The sequence below is a fragment of the Bradyrhizobium sp. 76 genome (genome assembly GCF_023073025.1).
In the GTDB taxonomy this organism is placed as follows: domain Bacteria; phylum Pseudomonadota; class Alphaproteobacteria; order Rhizobiales; family Xanthobacteraceae; genus Bradyrhizobium.
In genome coordinates, this window is sequence record NZ_JADPIS010000149.1 from 576,577 (window position 1) to 591,939 (window position 15,363).

At 65.3% G+C, this 15,363-nt stretch carries 12 protein-coding genes; 5 read left to right on the top strand and 7 right to left on the bottom strand.

Annotated features, from left to right (window positions below):
• Positions 1–2 precede the first annotated feature (2 nt).
• Positions 3–1,220 carry an MFS transporter gene (locus IVB48_RS38215; RefSeq protein WP_247408290.1) on the bottom strand — a complete coding sequence of 406 codons (1,218 nt, stop codon included), beginning with the start codon at positions 1,218–1,220 and terminating at the stop codon, positions 3–5.
• Between the two features lie 91 nt (positions 1,221–1,311).
• On the opposite strand from IVB48_RS38215, the gene IVB48_RS38220 reads away from it, so the two are divergent.
• A complete protein-coding gene (locus IVB48_RS38220; RefSeq protein WP_247408291.1) occupies positions 1,312–2,214 on the top strand; it encodes a LysR family transcriptional regulator in 903 nt (300 codons plus the stop codon).
• Here IVB48_RS38220 and IVB48_RS38225 read toward each other — a convergent pair whose 3' ends face one another.
• The 3 genes from IVB48_RS38225 to IVB48_RS38235 form a co-directional block, all read right to left on the bottom strand.
• Positions 2,215–3,294 (bottom strand): alanine racemase, encoded by a 1,080-nt coding sequence (locus tag IVB48_RS38225; RefSeq protein ID WP_247408292.1) that lies wholly within the window; start codon positions 3,292–3,294, stop codon positions 2,215–2,217.
• Positions 3,295–3,358: 64 nt separating this feature from the next.
• On the bottom strand, positions 3,359–5,164 hold the full coding sequence (locus IVB48_RS38230) for an ATP-binding cassette domain-containing protein (protein WP_027517420.1): 1,806 nt from the start codon (positions 5,162–5,164) through the stop codon (positions 3,359–3,361).
• An 8-nt stretch (positions 5,165–5,172) separates the two neighbouring features.
• Complete coding sequence (locus IVB48_RS38235) at positions 5,173–5,670, bottom strand: YaiI/YqxD family protein (protein ID WP_007609125.1); 498 nt, start codon at positions 5,668–5,670, stop codon at positions 5,173–5,175.
• Positions 5,671–5,811: 141 nt separating this feature from the next.
• On the opposite strand from IVB48_RS38235, the gene IVB48_RS38240 reads away from it, so the two are divergent.
• Positions 5,812–6,612 (top strand): hypothetical protein, encoded by an 801-nt coding sequence (locus IVB48_RS38240; protein WP_247408294.1) that lies wholly within the window; start codon positions 5,812–5,814, stop codon positions 6,610–6,612.
• Between the two features lie 125 nt (positions 6,613–6,737).
• Here the strand turns inward: IVB48_RS38240 and IVB48_RS38245 are convergent, their stop codons facing one another.
• The gene (locus tag IVB48_RS38245) at positions 6,738–9,110 is read right to left on the bottom strand and encodes a xanthine dehydrogenase family protein molybdopterin-binding subunit (protein ID WP_247408296.1); all 2,373 of its coding nucleotides are present in this window, start codon (positions 9,108–9,110) and stop codon (positions 6,738–6,740) included.
• 211 nt (positions 9,111–9,321) lie between these two features.
• Between IVB48_RS38245 and IVB48_RS38250 the strand changes: the two genes are divergently transcribed.
• Positions 9,322–10,389 carry a Ppx/GppA phosphatase family protein gene (locus IVB48_RS38250; protein ID WP_247286523.1) on the top strand — a complete coding sequence of 356 codons (1,068 nt, stop codon included), beginning with the start codon at positions 9,322–9,324 and terminating at the stop codon, positions 10,387–10,389.
• A 1-nt stretch (position 10,390) separates the two neighbouring features.
• Positions 10,391–11,077 (top strand): RlmE family RNA methyltransferase, encoded by a 687-nt coding sequence (locus IVB48_RS38255; protein ID WP_247286522.1) that lies wholly within the window; start codon positions 10,391–10,393, stop codon positions 11,075–11,077.
• Positions 11,078–11,183: 106 nt separating this feature from the next.
• Here the strand turns inward: IVB48_RS38255 and IVB48_RS38260 are convergent, their stop codons facing one another.
• Positions 11,184–12,674 (bottom strand): MFS transporter, encoded by a 1,491-nt coding sequence (locus IVB48_RS38260; protein ID WP_247408298.1) that lies wholly within the window; start codon positions 12,672–12,674, stop codon positions 11,184–11,186.
• A 401-nt stretch (positions 12,675–13,075) separates the two neighbouring features.
• Between IVB48_RS38260 and guaB the strand changes: the two genes are divergently transcribed.
• Entirely contained in the window at positions 13,076–14,566 is a 1,491-nt protein-coding gene (guaB, locus tag IVB48_RS38265; RefSeq protein WP_007609139.1) for an IMP dehydrogenase, read from the top strand.
• Positions 14,567–14,583: 17 nt separating this feature from the next.
• Here the strand turns inward: guaB and IVB48_RS38270 are convergent, their stop codons facing one another.
• Complete coding sequence (locus IVB48_RS38270; protein WP_247408299.1) at positions 14,584–15,018, bottom strand: hypothetical protein; 435 nt, start codon at positions 15,016–15,018, stop codon at positions 14,584–14,586.
• Between the last annotated feature and the right edge of the window lie 345 nt (positions 15,019–15,363).

A 15,363-nucleotide genomic window follows, 5' to 3' on the forward strand; every position in this document is an offset into this window, starting at 1 on the left:
TATCATGACGTTCCGGTCGGGGTTGCGAGATCCGTCAGGAGGCCGAGCACGCCGAAGCTTGCCGCCACCGTGCAGACCATGGTCCAGCCGCCAAAACTCCAGGCCAGCGATGCCGCCGCCGCGCCGACGCCACCGCCGATAAAGAACAGCGCGACGAACAGGCCGTTCATGCGACCGCGTGCTTCGGGGCGCAACAGGTTGATCGCGCGGCGGCCCAGCGTCTGGTCGGTGGTGATGCCGACGTCGAGCAGGATCGTGCCGAGGCTCAGTACCAGCAGACTGGTGATCTGGGAGTCCAGCATCCCCGCCCAGGCGCAGAGCGCGAGCGAGCCGATGATGAGCAGATGGGCGGCAAAGAACATCGGCCGCGCGCGGCCCTTATCGCCCCAGCGGCCGGCCATCGGTGTCGCCGCGGCGCCCGCGACGCCGATCAGTGCAAAAGCGGCAACTCCCTTGGCATCGAGATCGAACGGGGCCTCCGGCAGCCGCAGCGCGACCGCCGACCAGAACGCCGTGAAGGAGGCCATGACAAGCGACGCGGTCCAGGCCCGCACGCGCAGCACCGGCTCTTCGCGCAGCAGTCTTGGAAAGGACAGCAGCAATTCGGCGTAGCTCGCGCGTCCCGTCGGTCGAAGGGTCGGAAGGTAACGGGCAAGTGCGCCGGCAAGCAGAGCCATCAAAGCGGCCGAGACGACATAGTAGGCACGCCAGCTCCAGAGATCTGCAATCAGGCTCGCCGCAGGTCGTGACAACAGGATGCCGATCATCAATCCGCCCATCACCTCGCCGATGGCCTGGCCGCGGCGATCCGGTGCCACCATGGATGCGACCAGCGGAACCATCATCTGGATCGCCGCGCAGCAGGCGCCGAGGATGAAGGTGGCGAGCAGCAGCAGCGAGGGCGTCGGCGCGAGCGCCGTCGCGAGAGCGGTGAGGATCGCGCAGCCGAGGGTGCGGAGGATGACAAGCCGGTTCTCGACCAGATCGACCAGAGGTACGAGCAGCAGCAGGCCGAGTGCGTAGCCCAGCAAGGTCAGCGTGCTGATCAGCCCCGCCTGCCACGCGGGCATCGACATTGACCGGCCGATCAAGCCGAGCAGGATCTGCGGTGCGAACAAATTGGTGACGACGACACCGGCGGTGATCGCGCCGAGCCAGATCAGCGGCCGCTCGGCGAGCTGGTTTCGGGACGCAGGCCTGGTGGTTTCGGAGACAGTCATGGGACCTCGCAGCTGTGGCGCGGGACCCTTTAAGCGGGGGCATCAATATGCTACAATTCAAATAAGACTATAAAAAATATGCGAGTTTGTTATGAACACCCATGACCTTGTTGCTTTCGTCGCCGTGGTCGAGACCGGATCGATTGTCGCAGCGTCGGCGCGTCTCAATCTCACCCAGCCTGGCGTGACCCGACGTATCCAGAATCTCGAGGAGATGTTGGGGGCGCAGCTTCTGGACCGGCTCTCGAAGCCCCTGAAGCCGACGGCAGCGGGCCATGAGGCCTACGAGCAGGGCAGGCGTCTGCTCAGGATGCTGGACGACCTCAAGTCGGGCGTCGCCAACGACGGAATGGTCCGCGGCGAGTTCAGGCTCGGTCTGACGCCGTTTCTCTCGGAGGCAGGCCTGACCGCACCACTCGATGCGGTGCGCGCCGAATTTCCCGCGCTGGCCGTGCGGGTGGTCTCCGGTTGGTCGCCGAACCAGCTCGAGCGTGTCTGCCGCAACGAGCTCGATGCAGCCGCGATTTGTCTCCCCGACGGTGCAGTGCCGCCCGCCGATCTGGCGGCCGACGATCTCGGCGCGCAGCCCGTCGTCTTCGTCGTCGCACGCGAGATGAAGATCCCGCGCACCGTCGACCTGGAACGGCTGTCCGAACTGTCGTGGGTGATCAACCAGGACGGCTGTGGATTTCGCGATACGCTGAAGCGAAAATTCGATGCCTCGCATCTGCCGTTCAACATCGCCGTCGAGGCGCTGGACAGTGAGCTTCGCCTGTCGCTGGTGTCGCGCGGCCTCGGCGTCGGGCTCGTCACCCCGATCGCCCTGAAACGCAGCGCATTTCGCGACAGGCTCAAGCCGGTCGCTGCGCGCGACTTCAAACCCGCCGTGCGCGCATGGGTGGTGCATCGCGCCCCCGCCGGTCGGCTGGAGCGGCCGATCAAGCTCTTCCGCGATGGCCTGGTCCGGGAACTCCAGGCGCTGATCGGGGGATAGCTACCGCAGCTTCCCCCGCGCTGCGATCGGCAGCGTGCCGATGATCTCATCGCCGCGCACCATCACGACTTCGTCCATCATGTTGACGACGACGCAGACATGATTGGGCACGACCCGCACGATGTCGCCGACATTGGGCCGGGTGTTGCTGCGGGAGAGGTCGAGGAAGCCGTGCTCCTCGGCGAAGCGCGCGATCTTGGCTTCGGGGTGCTCAAGGATCAGGCCGTGGCCGTCGAGGCCGCCGGTATCCGTGGTCAGCGTCTTGGAGCCGGCATCGAGAATGCCGCGCTCGGGCGCGGCACGGCTCACCACCGTCGAATAGATGTGAAGCGCGCAGTCGTCCCAGGTGGCGGAGCCGGCGGCGACCTGCATGCGGTCGTTGTAGATGTAGGTGCCGAAGCGGTGCTCGGTGCCGCCCTTGAGCTTGCCGAGATTCTTCAGGTTCGGCGTCCCGCCGGTCGAGACGATCTTTGCATCCAGGCCGTGCGCGCGCACGCCGGCCAGAGCTTCGTCGTAGAATTTTTGCGCATCCGCCCAGCCGGTCTCGGTCGGGTAGAGCATGAAGCCGGCGAACTCAAGCCCTTTGGACGCGGCGATCTCGCGCGCTAACGCGATTGCCTCGGCGGGCGTCTCGACGCCGGCGCGCTTGCGTCCCGTGTCGCATTCGACCACGACCGACAGCGGTCGGCCTGAGGCCGCAGCGGCCTTAGGCAGGCCGGCAACGACGGTCGAATTGTCGGCGGCGACTGTCATGTTGGCCTTCGCCTGCAGCGCCCCTAACCGCGCCATCTTCTCCTCGCCGAGCAGATTGTAGCTGATCAGGATGTCATCGATGCCGGCATTGGCCATGATCTCGGCCTCACCGAGCTTCTGGCAGGTGATGCCCTTGGCACCGGCAGCGATCTGCATCTTGGCGATCGTCGGGTTCTTGTGCGTCTTGATGTGGGGACGGTTGGCGATCCCGGCGTCATCGCAGGCCTTCTGAATCCTGGTGATGTTGCGCTCGACCTTGTCCATGTCGATGACGGCGCAGGGCGTGCCGTATTCGCGGGCGATCTTGGCGGCAAGGGTCGTTGTCATGGAAGTCTCTGAGTTGGCGCGCATTCCGTTTGCAAAAGCGGTGCCCACTTTTGCGGAATGCACGCTAGGCCTGTTCAATCTCTTCGCGCCGCACTTCGAGCTCCAGCCATTTGTCCTCGGCCTCGGCCAATTCCTTTTGCGCCTTCGTCAGAGCGTCGGAGGCCTGGTCGAAGCGCTTGCGATCCTTGCGGAAGAGATCGGGGTCGTCAAGGAAGCGCTGCTGCTTGGCAATTTCGGCCTGCAGCTTGGCAATGGTCTTGGGCAGCGTCTCCAGCGCGTGTTGCTCGTTGAAGGTCAACCGTCGTCTCGCGACGCCGGACGGCGCAACTGATCGCTGCTCTCTCGTCTCTTCGACGGCCTTCGCTGTCGCCCGCTTCACGTCGGCGCCGCGCTGGGCCAGCATGTCGGTATAACCGCCGGCATATTCGAGCCAGCGTCCGTTGCCCTCGGGCACGATCACGGATGTCACCACGCGGTCGAGAAAATCGCGATCGTGGCTGATCAGGATCACGGTGCCCTCGTAGTCGCTGAGCATTTCCTCGAGGACGTCGAGGGTCTCCAGGTCGAGGTCGTTGGTCGGCTCGTCCAGCACCAGGAGGTTTGAAGGCTTCGCCAGCGCGCGTGCCAGCATCAGCCGGCCGCGCTCGCCGCCCGACAGCACCTCCAGCGGCGTGCGCATCTGTTCCTGGGCGAACAGGAAGTCCTTCATGTAGCTGACGACGTGCTTCGGCTTGCCGCCGACCATGACATGGTCGCCGCGGCCGCCGGTCAGCGCCTCGGCCAGCGTCGTCTTCGGATCGAGACTTTCACGATGCTGGTCGAGCGTCGCCATCTCGATGTTGGCGCCGAGCCGTATGCTGCCGCTGTCCGGTGCGCTGCCGCCGGTCAGCATCTCGATCAGCGTGGTCTTGCCGGCGCCGTTCGGACCGACGATGCCGATGCGGTCGCCGCGCTGGACGCGGATCGAGAAGCCGTCGACGATCTTTCGCTCGCCATAGGACCGGCTGATGTTCTTGGCCTCGATGACGAGCTTGCCGGATTTGTCGGCTTCGGCAGCCGCGAGGTTGGCGTTGCCCGTCGCGCCGCGATGGGTGCGGCGCTGGTCGCGCAGCGCGTGGAGATTGCCGAGTCGCTTGACGTTGCGTTTGCGGCGGCCCGAGACGCCGTAACGCAGCCAGTGCTCCTCGTTGACGATCTTGCGGTCGAGCTTGTGCTGGTCGCGCTCTTCCTCTGCGAGCACCTCGTCGCGCCAGGCCTCGAAGGCGCTGAAGCCCCGGTCGATCTGCCGGATCTGGCCGCGGTCGAGCCAGGCGGTGCTGCGCGAGAGATTGCCCAGGAAGCGCCGATCGTGGCTGATGATCACCAGCGCGCAGCGGCGGCTCTCCAGTTCGCTCTCCAGCCATTCGATGGTCGGAAGATCCAGATGGTTGGTCGGCTCGTCCAGCAGCAGGATATCGGGCGAGGGCGCCAGCACGCGTGCCAGCGCGGCGCGGCGCGCTTCGCCGCCGGAGACATGCGCCGGATCTTCTTCACCGCTGAGACCGAGCTGCTCGACCAGATAGCGCGCCTGATAGTGATCGTCGCCGGCATTGAGGCCGGCCTCGACATAGGCCAGCGTGGTGGAGAAGCCGGAAAAATCCGGCTCCTGCGGCAGGTAGCGGATGGTGGCGCCGGGTTGAACGAAACGGCTGCCGCCATCCGGTTCGACCAGGCCGGCGGCGATCTTGAGCAGCGTCGATTTGCCGGAACCGTTGCGGCCGATCAGGCAGACGCGCTCGCCTGTCGAAACCGACAGTTCGACGCCCGCCAGGAGCGGCGTGCCGCCGAAGGTCAGCTTGATATCGCGCAGTTGAATCAGCGGTGGCGCCATGCGGTGTCTCAGTCCTGTCTTGTTGCGGCCTGGTCGGCGCGGCGGCGCTGAATGCGGCGGATGGTCTGGTCGAGCGTCGACAGAAACGTCGAGCGGTCGCGCGGCGAATACGATTTCGGACCGCCGGTGACTTCGCCGGCCGAGCGCAAATCGGTCATCAGGTTGCGGACCGCGAGCGTCATCCCGATCGATTCTTCGGTGAACGCCTTGCCGTTGGATGCAATCACATCGGCGCCGGCCTTCACGCAGCGGCTCGCGAGCGGAATATCCGAGGTAATGACGATATCGCCGGGCCCGGCACGTTCCGCGATCCAGTCATCGGCCGCGTCCATGCCGGCACCCGCGGCGACCCGCTCGATCAATGGATCCTGGGGCACGCGGATGAAATTGCCCGCGACCACGCTCACGGGCAGGCCGTGTCTGCCGGCGACGCGATAGATCTCGTCCTTCACCGGACAGGCGTCGGCGTCGACATAGATGCGGGTGGTGTTTTGAGGGTTCGTCATTGTCCGTAGATGGGGCTTGCGAAGCGGTTCCGCAGCAGCCGCGTGGTACCCCATTCGGGCCGCAAAGGCGAGGGGATTGACCCCGGTTCCTCAGGGCCTACGATCGGCCCGAAACAACAAGAATTTGGGGAAAGCCAAGCCATGCCGAACCGACTCGAAACCTATCGCGTCGAGGCCTACAACACGGCCAAGCAATCCGAAAACAAGATGCATGACGATGCAGTGGCGCGCCGCTTCGGCTTTTCCGGTGGGCTGGTCCCCGGCGTCGACGTCTTCGCCTACATGATGCATGTGCCGGTGGCGCGCTGGGGCCGCGATTTCCTGTCGCGCGGGCTGATCGAGGCGCGTTTCATCAAGCCGGTCTATGACGGCGAGACCGCCGATGTCGATGCGACCGAGCACAACGGCCTGCTCACGATCGAGGTGTTCAGCCGCACCGAGCTCTGTGCCACCGGCACGGCGTCGCTGCCGGCAACGGCGACGGCGGTGTCGTTGAGCGACTATGTCGAGGTCCCCGCTATTGCCGAGCGCAAACCGGTCAGCCCGGCAACATTCGAGACCGGCAAATGGCTGGGCACGACGCCGCGTCGCTGGGCCGGGCAGGATGCGGCCGACTATCTCGCCGACATCCGCGAGGCCGATCCGATCTTCGCGCGCGAGGGGCTCGGCCATCCCGGCCTGATCCAGCGCGTCATGAACCGCGTGCTGGTGGACAACACGATCCTCGGCCCGTGGATCCATGTCGGCAGCCGCATGCAATTGCTGTCGGCCGCACGCGCCGGTGACGAGATCGCTGCGCGGGCCAAAGTCACCGCGAACTACGAGAAGAAGGGCCACCGCTTCGTCGAGCTCGACGCGCTGGTAGTCGGCAACGGCACGACGCCGCTGGCGCACTGCCAGCACACCGCGATCTACCAGCCGCGCGAGCAGGCGGCGGCGTAGGCGCGAAAAAGGCACATCGCTACAACGCCGTCATGCCCGGGCTTGTCCCGGGCATCCACGTTCTTGATGCCTCACGGCGTGGATGGCCGGGTCAGGCCCGGCCATGACGGCGGAGAGAAAATGCTTTACGCCGCTTTCCCCTTGGCGTCCTGGATCGCACGCCACACGCGCTCCGGCGTCAGCGGCATGTCGATGTGCTTGATGCCGTAGTCGGAGAGCGCGTCGATCACCGCGTTCACGACCGTCGACAAGCTGCCGGCGCAGCCGGCTTCGCCGCAGCCCTTGCTGCCGAGCGGATTGGTCGTGGCCGGCACCGGGTGGTCGCCGACCGTCATGTTCGGGACGTCCTCGGCGCGGGGCAGTGCGTAGTCCATCAGCGAGCCCGTGATCGGCTGGCCGCTCTCGTCGTAGCGGACGTGCTCCATCAGCGCCTGGCCGATGCCCTGGACGACGCCGCCATGGAGCTGGCCCGCGACCAGCAGCGGATTGATCACCGTGCCGAAATCGTTGACCGCGCTGTAGCGCACGATCTGCACGACGCCGGTCTCAGGGTCGATCTCGACCTCGGCGACATGGCAGCCGTTCGGGAAGGCCGACGGCACCGGTTCGCTGGTGTGATCGACGTCGAGGCTGTCGGGCACGCCCTCTGGCATCTTGCTGTCATGCAGGCGCTTGGCGAGCTCCATGATGTCGATGCTGCGGTCGGTGCCGGCGATGGTGAAACTGCCGCCTTCGAATTCGATGTCGGCTTCGGACGCCTCCAGCATATGCGCGGCGGCGCGCTTGCCCTTCTCGATCACAAGCTTGGCGGCGCCCACGATCGCCATGCCGGTCGCGGTAATCGAGCGCGAGCCGCCGGTGCCATTGCCGGTGTGGACGATATCGCTGTCGCCCTGCACCAGCTTGACGCTGTCGAAGGGCACGCCGAGTTGCTGGCAGAGTACCTGCGCGAATGCGGACGCGTGGCCCTGACCGTAATCGAGCGTACCGGTGATGAGCTGCACCGAGCCATCGGGATCGAACACGATCTTGCCGAGTTCGACGCCGGGAGGTGCGGTCACCTCCAGATAGGAGCCGACGGCGATGCCGCGCAGCTTGCCGGACTTCTTGCTCTCCTTCTTGCGCTTGGCAAAATTCTCGTGGTCGGAGATTTCGAGCGCCTTGTTGAAGACAGCTTGGAAGTCGCCGCTGTCATAGGTGACGCCGGAGGACGCGGCGAACGGCATCTGGTTCTGCTTGATGAAGTTGCGTTTGCGCAAGGTCAGCCGGTTGATGCCCATTTCGTCGGCGGCGCGGTCGATCAGCCGCTCCATGTAGTAGTTCGCCTCGGGCCGGCCGGCGCCGCGATAAGCGCCCATCAGCGTGGTGTTGGTCAGCACCGTCTTGATGTCGACGGCCATCAACGGTGTGCGATAGACGCTGGAAAAGTTCTTGCTGGTGTTGAGCGAGAGCGGACTGGGTGCAACGCCGGTGATGTAGGCACCGAGATTGCCGTAGCCCGAGAGCTTGGCGGCGAGGAAATGCCCCTCGGCGTCCAGCGCGAGCTCGGCGTGAATCTTCTGCGCACGGCCGTGGCTGTCGGACAAGAAGCTGGTCGAGCGTTCGTCCAGCCATTTCACCGGCCGTCCCAATTCCTTGGCCGCGTACAGGATGCACATGTACTCGGGATAGTTGACGTTCTTCATGCCGAAGGAACCGCCGACATTGGCGGTGAGGATGCGGACCTTCTCGTTCGGCACCTTCAGGTTCTTGGCGAGGTTGGCGCGGTTGCCGGCGACGCCCTGCGTCGGCATCTGGATGGTGTAGCGCCCGGTCGTCTTGTCGTAGGAGGCAAGGCCAACGCGCGGCTCCATCGAGACCACGGCGACACGGGTGTTTTCGATGTCGACCTTGGTCACGTGAGCGGCGCTGGCGAAGGCGGCGTTGACCTTCTCGATGTCGCCATAGTGGTAGTCGAGCGCGACATTGTTCGGGATGTGGTCGTAGAGTTGCGGCGCGCCAGCTTTTGCGGCGTCTTCAGGGTCGGTCACCGCCGGCAGCGGCTCGATATCGAGCTCGATCGCCTCGGCCGCGTCGCGCGCCTGGGCCAGCGTCTCCGCCACCACGAAGGCGACGGGATCGCCGACGAAGCGGACCTTGTCGGTTGCGAGCGGCTGGCGGTTGGTCTGGAGCAGGGGCGAGCCGTCGCGGCTCTTCAGCGGCAGGCCGCAGGTGAAGGGGCCGTAGCCGGCCGCATCGAGGTCTTTGCCGGTCCACACCCCCAGCACGCCCGGCATCGCCCTGGCGGCGTCGATGTTGATGCCGCGAATGACGCCGTGGGCATGGGTCGAGCGGACGATCGCGGCGTGGGCTTGGCCGGGCAGGTTGAAATCGTCGGTGTAGCGCCCCTTTCCGCGCACCAGCGTGTCGTCCTCCTTGCGGCGGACCGGCTGGCCGACGCCATATTTTTGCAGTGCAATAGCGTTTTCGAGCGTGGAGGATTTGGTGTGTTCTTGCATGGAATTGACCTGAAAAGCCGGCAAATGCGCGGTTTGGGGGGCGCCTGGGGGACCGGACCCTTCAAAAATAACCCACCGGCCCGTTCACGACAACGCACGAATGGGCATGGTCCCATGTGATGCGTTGTTGCGCAGGATTGGCGCGCTGCTAAGGTTTCAGGCGAAAAAGCAATTCCAGATCGGCCCAACCGGCCGCGGAAAGACAGTTTGTATGAATGACCACACGCGGCTCCGCGACGGCCTTGCGCCGCACGGTGAGCTGGGGTCGATGGCGGCGGCGTTCGCCACTGAACCGGCCGTCGGCGCGCAAGCGCCGGGAACCGGCGTCTACGCGGCGCTCGACCTCGGCACCAACAATTGCAGGCTCCTGATCGCCTGTCCGACCCACGACGGCTTTCGGGTGGTCGATTCCTTCTCGCGCATCATCCGGCTGGGCGAGGGCGTCTCCGCAACCGGGTGCATCAGCGAGGCCGCGATCGAGCGCGCCATCGTGGCGCTCGGCATCTGCCGAGACAAGATCAACCTGCGCAAGGCGCGGCGGCTGCGGCTGATCGCCACCGAAGCCTGCCGCGCCGCCTCGAACGCCGAAGGCTTTCGCAGCCGCGTCGCTGCCGAGACCGGGATCGAGCTCGAGGTGATCGACCGCCAGACCGAGGCGGCGCTCGCGGTGCTCGGCTGCTCGCCGCTGGTCGACCCCAGGGGCCGCGGCGCGATCCTGTTCGACATCGGCGGCGGCTCGACCGAGCTGGTGCGGATCGAGCGCGACGCCGCAAATCCGGAGCCGCGCATCAAAGCCTGGATGTCGATCCCGTTCGGCGTGGTCACGCTTGCCGAGCAGTTCGGCGGGCGCGACGTGACGCCGGAGATCTATGCCGCGATGGAGCGCGAGGTCGCCCATCACATCGCGCCGTTCGCCGAACAGCATGGCGGCGATCTCGCCGACATGCATCTGCTCGGCACCTCAGGCACTGTGACGACGCTCGCCGGCATCCATCTCAATCTCGCGCGCTACGACCGCCGCCGCATCGATAGCGTCTGGATGAACGACACCGACGTCACCGCGACCATCAACAAGCTGCTCGGCATGAGCTACGAGGAGCGCGCGGCGAACAGCTGCATCAGCGTCGAGCGCGCCGATCTCGTGCTGGCCGGCTGCGCCATCCTCGACGCGATCCGCCGCGCCTTTCCGCTGCCACGTCTGCGCGTCGCCGACCGGGGCCTGCGCGAAGGCATGCTGGTCGAAATGATGCGCGAAGACGGCGCGCTCAGGAGCTGGTGAGATGGCCAAGGACACCACCGGCCGCTTGCACGTCCAGGTCAAGACTCACGGCAAGCGCAAATTGTCGTCGAAGCTCTGGCTGGAGCGGCAGCTCAACGACCCCTATGTGGTGAAGGCGAAGGCGCTGGGCTATCGCTCGCGCGCCGCGTTCAAGCTGCTCGAGATCGACGACAAATACCGGCTACTGAAGCACGGCATGGCAGTGGTCGATCTCGGTGCCGCGCCGGGCGGCTGGAGCCAGATCGCCGCCAAGCGTGTCGGCTCGGTCGACGGCAAGGGCAAGGTCATCGCGATCGACCTGCTGGAAATCCCCGAGATTGCCGGGGTGGAGTTCGCGCAGCTCGACTTCATGGACAATGACGCGCCGGACAAGCTCAAGGCGATGCTCGATGGCGGCGCCGACATCGTGATGTCCGACATGGCTGCCAACACTACCGGTCACCGCAAGACCGACCAGCTCCGCATCGTCGGCCTGATCGAGACCGCCGCCGCGTTCGCCTGCGATGTGCTGAAGCCGGGCGGGACCTTCCTGGCGAAGGCGTTCCAGAGCGGCGCCGACGCCGAGCTGCTCGCCCAGCTCAAGCGCGATTTCGCCACGGTGCGGCATGTGAAGCCCGCCGCGAGCCGTGCGGATTCCTCCGAGCGCTACGTTCTCGCGACGGGATTTCGGGGCGGGGGGCCGCAGTAGCCGCGAATTCCTCATTGCGAGGAGCTCTTGCGACGAAGCGATCCAGACTGTCTCCGCGGAGGGATTCTGGATTGCTTCGCTGCGCTCGCAATGACGAGAAGAGAGGCTACCCCAGCCGCTGATCCCGCACGTCCTGCGTATCCTCGGTCGCCGCCTTGACGGCCGCCTTGGCCGCGCCCTTGCCGGCACCCTTACGGCTCGCGATCTCCACGGCCTTGCGGCCGGAGACTTCGTGGCCGGCATCGGCGGGCATCTGCCAGAAGAACCAGCTCGACGCCGCCGAGGTCAGCGCGATGACGACGAAGGCGGGCGCGAACACGGTGGCATTGAGCTCGCTGACATGGCTGAGCCACATCGTCGTCTCCACCGACGCGGCGCCGACGGCGACGCCGGCCGAGACCGCGAGCTGCTGGTTGACACTGACGAGCGTGGTGGCGCGGCTCATCTGCGCGTGCTCGACCTCGGCATAGGCAACCGTGTTGATCGCGGTGAACTCGAGCGAACGGAAGAAGCCGCCAACCACGAGGATGATCATGATGATCAGCAGCGGCGTCGTCACCGTGAAGAGGGCACAGGCGGCGAGGAAAACTGCGCTGATGATCGCGTTCACCGCCATCAGGTTGCGGAAGCCGAAGGCGCGGATGATGCGTGCGGCCAGCGCTTTCATGCCCATGGCGCCGAGCGAGGAGCCAAACGTGACGAGGCCGGACTTGAACGGCGAGAGGCCGAAGCCGATCTGCATCAGCAGCGGCAACAGGAACGGCAGCGCGCCGATGCCGAGCCGGAACATGAAGCCGCCGAGAACGGCGGCGCGCAGTGTCGGCAGCCTCAGCAGCGTGAAGTCCAGCACCGGCGATCCGGTTCGCCGCGCGTGAATGACATACAGCGTCATCGAGATCGATCCGCCGACGACCAGGGCGGCAACTGTGCTCCATGGCAGCAGATTGAGTCCGGCGACCGACAGCCCGAAGGCGATGCCGGCGAGCCCGAGGCCCGCGAGCACCATGCCGTAGAGGTCGAACGGCTCTCGTTCCTCGCTTTTGATAGGATCGATGAAGCGCAAGGCCATGAAGATGCCGAGCAGCCCGATCGGGATGTTGATCAGGAAGATCCAGTGCCAGGACGCATAGGTGGTGATGAAGCCGCCGAGCGGCGGCCCGATCACGGGTCCGATCAGGGCAGGGACCGTCACCCATGCCATGGCGTTGACCAGCGCGCTCTTGTCGACCGACCGCAGCAGCACGAGGCGCCCGACCGGCGTCATCATTGCCCCGCCCATGCCTTGCAGGATGCGGGCGAACACGAAGTCGGTGACCGATGTCGAGAGCGCGCAGCCGACCGAGCCGACCATGAACACGCCGACGGCAATCGCAAACACCATGCGCGCGCCGAACCGGTCGGCGGTCCAGCCGCTCGCCGGGATGAACACCGCAAGCGACAGCAGATAGGAGGTGATCGCGAGCTTGAGCGTCAATGGGCTCGTGCCGATGTCGGCCGCGATCGCGGGCAGCGACGTGGCGATCACCGTCGAGTCCATGTTCTCCATGAAGAGAGCGGTGGCCACGATCAGCGGAATGATGCGTTGCTTGTCGACCATGACGGATTGGTAATGGAAATCAGAAGGAAGGGCGAGAATTGCGGCTTATCACCGCCACTGGGCCGCGACCATTGCGGATCGACGCATGGCACCTAAATCCTGCGTGACCCCAGGGTGGGTTGCGTCCTGCGTCGGAGAACGTGATGATCTGCCGGCACAGGAGGGACGTGGACGCCGTCCGCCGGCACGAGCTGCCGCCGGTTATCCCGGCTCAATCTGCCCAAAAAAGCCTGTGCATGGCTGGCCGGCGTTCCGAATTGCTTTGATTCGTCGCCCGCCCGTGCTATCGACCCGCGTCAACCCCACCGATGGGCTCCGATTCTCCGGCGTTGCCGCAAGGTACGCCGAGGGCGGCGCTCATCCATAGCTATTTGCGGCAGGGCCGCGGAAGGAGTTGGCACATGGCCACGGTGCAACAAGGCATTCGCGAAGCCCTCACATTCGACGACGTGCTGCTGAAGCCGGGCCTGTCGGACGTCATGCCGGGTGAGGTCGACATCCGCTCCCGCGTCACCCGCGCCATTCCGCTCAACATCCCGATCATGGCCTCCGCCATGGACACGGTCACCGAAGCCCGCATGGCGATCGCCATGGCGCAGGCCGGCGGCATCGGCGTCATCCACCGCAATTTCGATCCCGAAGGGCAGGCCGCCCAGGTTCGGCAGGTCAAGCGCTACGAGTCGGGCATGGTGGTGAACCCGCTCACCATCAGCCCCGACGCCACGCTGGACGACGCGCTCAAGCTGATGAGCGATCACGGCATCTCCGGCATTCCCGTCGTCACCGGTGCGGGCAAGTCCACGCCGGGCAAGCTGGTCGGCATCCTCACTAACCGCGACGTCCGCTTCGCCACCGACCGCCAGCAAAAAATCTCCGAACTGATGACGCATGAAGGTCTCGTCACGGTGCGCGAGAATGTCAGCCAGGACGAGGCGCGGCGGATGCTGCACCAGCACCGCATCGAGAAGCTGCTCGTGGTCGACGAGCAATATCGCTGCGTCGGTCTGGTCACCGTAAAGGACATGGAGAAGGCGGTCGCCCATCCGCTGGCCTGCAAGGACGCGCAGGGCCGCCTCCGGGTCGCTGCCGCCACCACGGTCGGTGACAGCGGCTTCGAGCGCACCGAGCGGCTGATCGACGCCGGCGTCGATCTCGTCGTGGTCGACACCGCGCACGGCCATTCCCGTCACGTGCTCCATGCGGTCAACCGCATCAAGCGTCTCTCCAACTCGGTGCAGGTCGTTGCCGGCAACGTCGCGACCTCAGAGGGTGCGCAGGCGCTGATCGATGCAGGCGCGGACTGCATCAAGGTCGGTATCGGCCCGGGCTCGATCTGCACCACGCGGATCGTTGCAGGCGTCGGCGTTCCCCAGCTCACCGCGATCATGGATGCGGTCGAGGCGGCGAAGAAGTCCGACATCCCCGTCATCGCCGACGGCGGTATCAAGTTCTCCGGCGACCTCGCCAAAGCGCTCGCTGCCGGTGCCGACATCGCGATGGTCGGCTCGCTGCTCGCCGGCACCGACGAGACACCCGGTGAAGTGTTCTTGTGGCAGGGCCGCTCCTACAAGGCCTATCGCGGCATGGGCTCGGTCGGCGCGATGGCGCGCGGCTCGGCCGATCGCTACTTTCAGCAGGACATCAAGGACACGCTCAAGCTCGTGCCCGAAGGCATCGAGGGCCAGGTGCCTTACAAGGGCCCGGTCGGCAACGTCATGCACCAGCTCGCCGGCGGCCTGCGCGCCGCGATGGGGTATGTTGGTGCGAAGGACATGAAGGACCTGCACGACAAGGCCCAGTTCGTCCGCATCACCGGCGCGGGCCTGCGCGAAAGCCACGTCCACGACGTCACCATCACGCGCGAGGCGCCGAACTATCCGGGCGGGGGTTAGTTACACCTGACGCAAGGTCACGTGCTGATCGTTGTCAGTGATGGGATCGGCCGAGCGGAGTGATCCTTCTCCGGGGCGTCCGGTCTCTTGCTATTGATGAACGACCAGATGAGCGCAACTTGCCACCCGAGGAGTGACCACCACGCTTCGCCGCCAAGGCCGATCCAACTGAGGATAGATATGCCGACCGAGCAGAGGACGCCTATCGAGACGGAAAGGAAATTTGACAAGAAGATAAACTGGACATGGCGATGATTGAGAAAGAGTGCGATCCATGTCGGCAGGAAGATCAGCACTAAACCTGCAAAACCGCCGGTCGTTTCACGGAGGTCAGGGGACGCGCCCGTGAACAACGCAACGAGCGTGGGGCCGATCACAAAGAAGAGGATAGGCAAGACAGCCATGGTGACGGTGATTTTCCATGCTGTGCTCTTCGGGGCTGCTAGACCCATTTGCCCGACTTGCCGCCTCAACGATGTCGTTCCCTGTCTATTTGACATATTGCTGGCCGCATTTTTGCAGCCGCTTCCTGCGAAACCGCCCCGTTCGCCATGGCGAGGAGCCTGTTGATCTAACTGGTACGGACGCCGCGCACGGCAGAGTCGAGGCAATCACGCTGATGCAGCCTAGGCTAGTGCGGATAGTTGATCGCGGCCTTAATTCGGCACCTAAAATTTTCCGGAAGGAAGACAACTTCCCGATTGCGCGATCGAGCAACGCGGTTCCTTTTCGCTGGTTTCCGTTTGGCGAAGTGGAGGCTGCGACGTCACCATCACGCGCGAGGCGCCGAACTATCC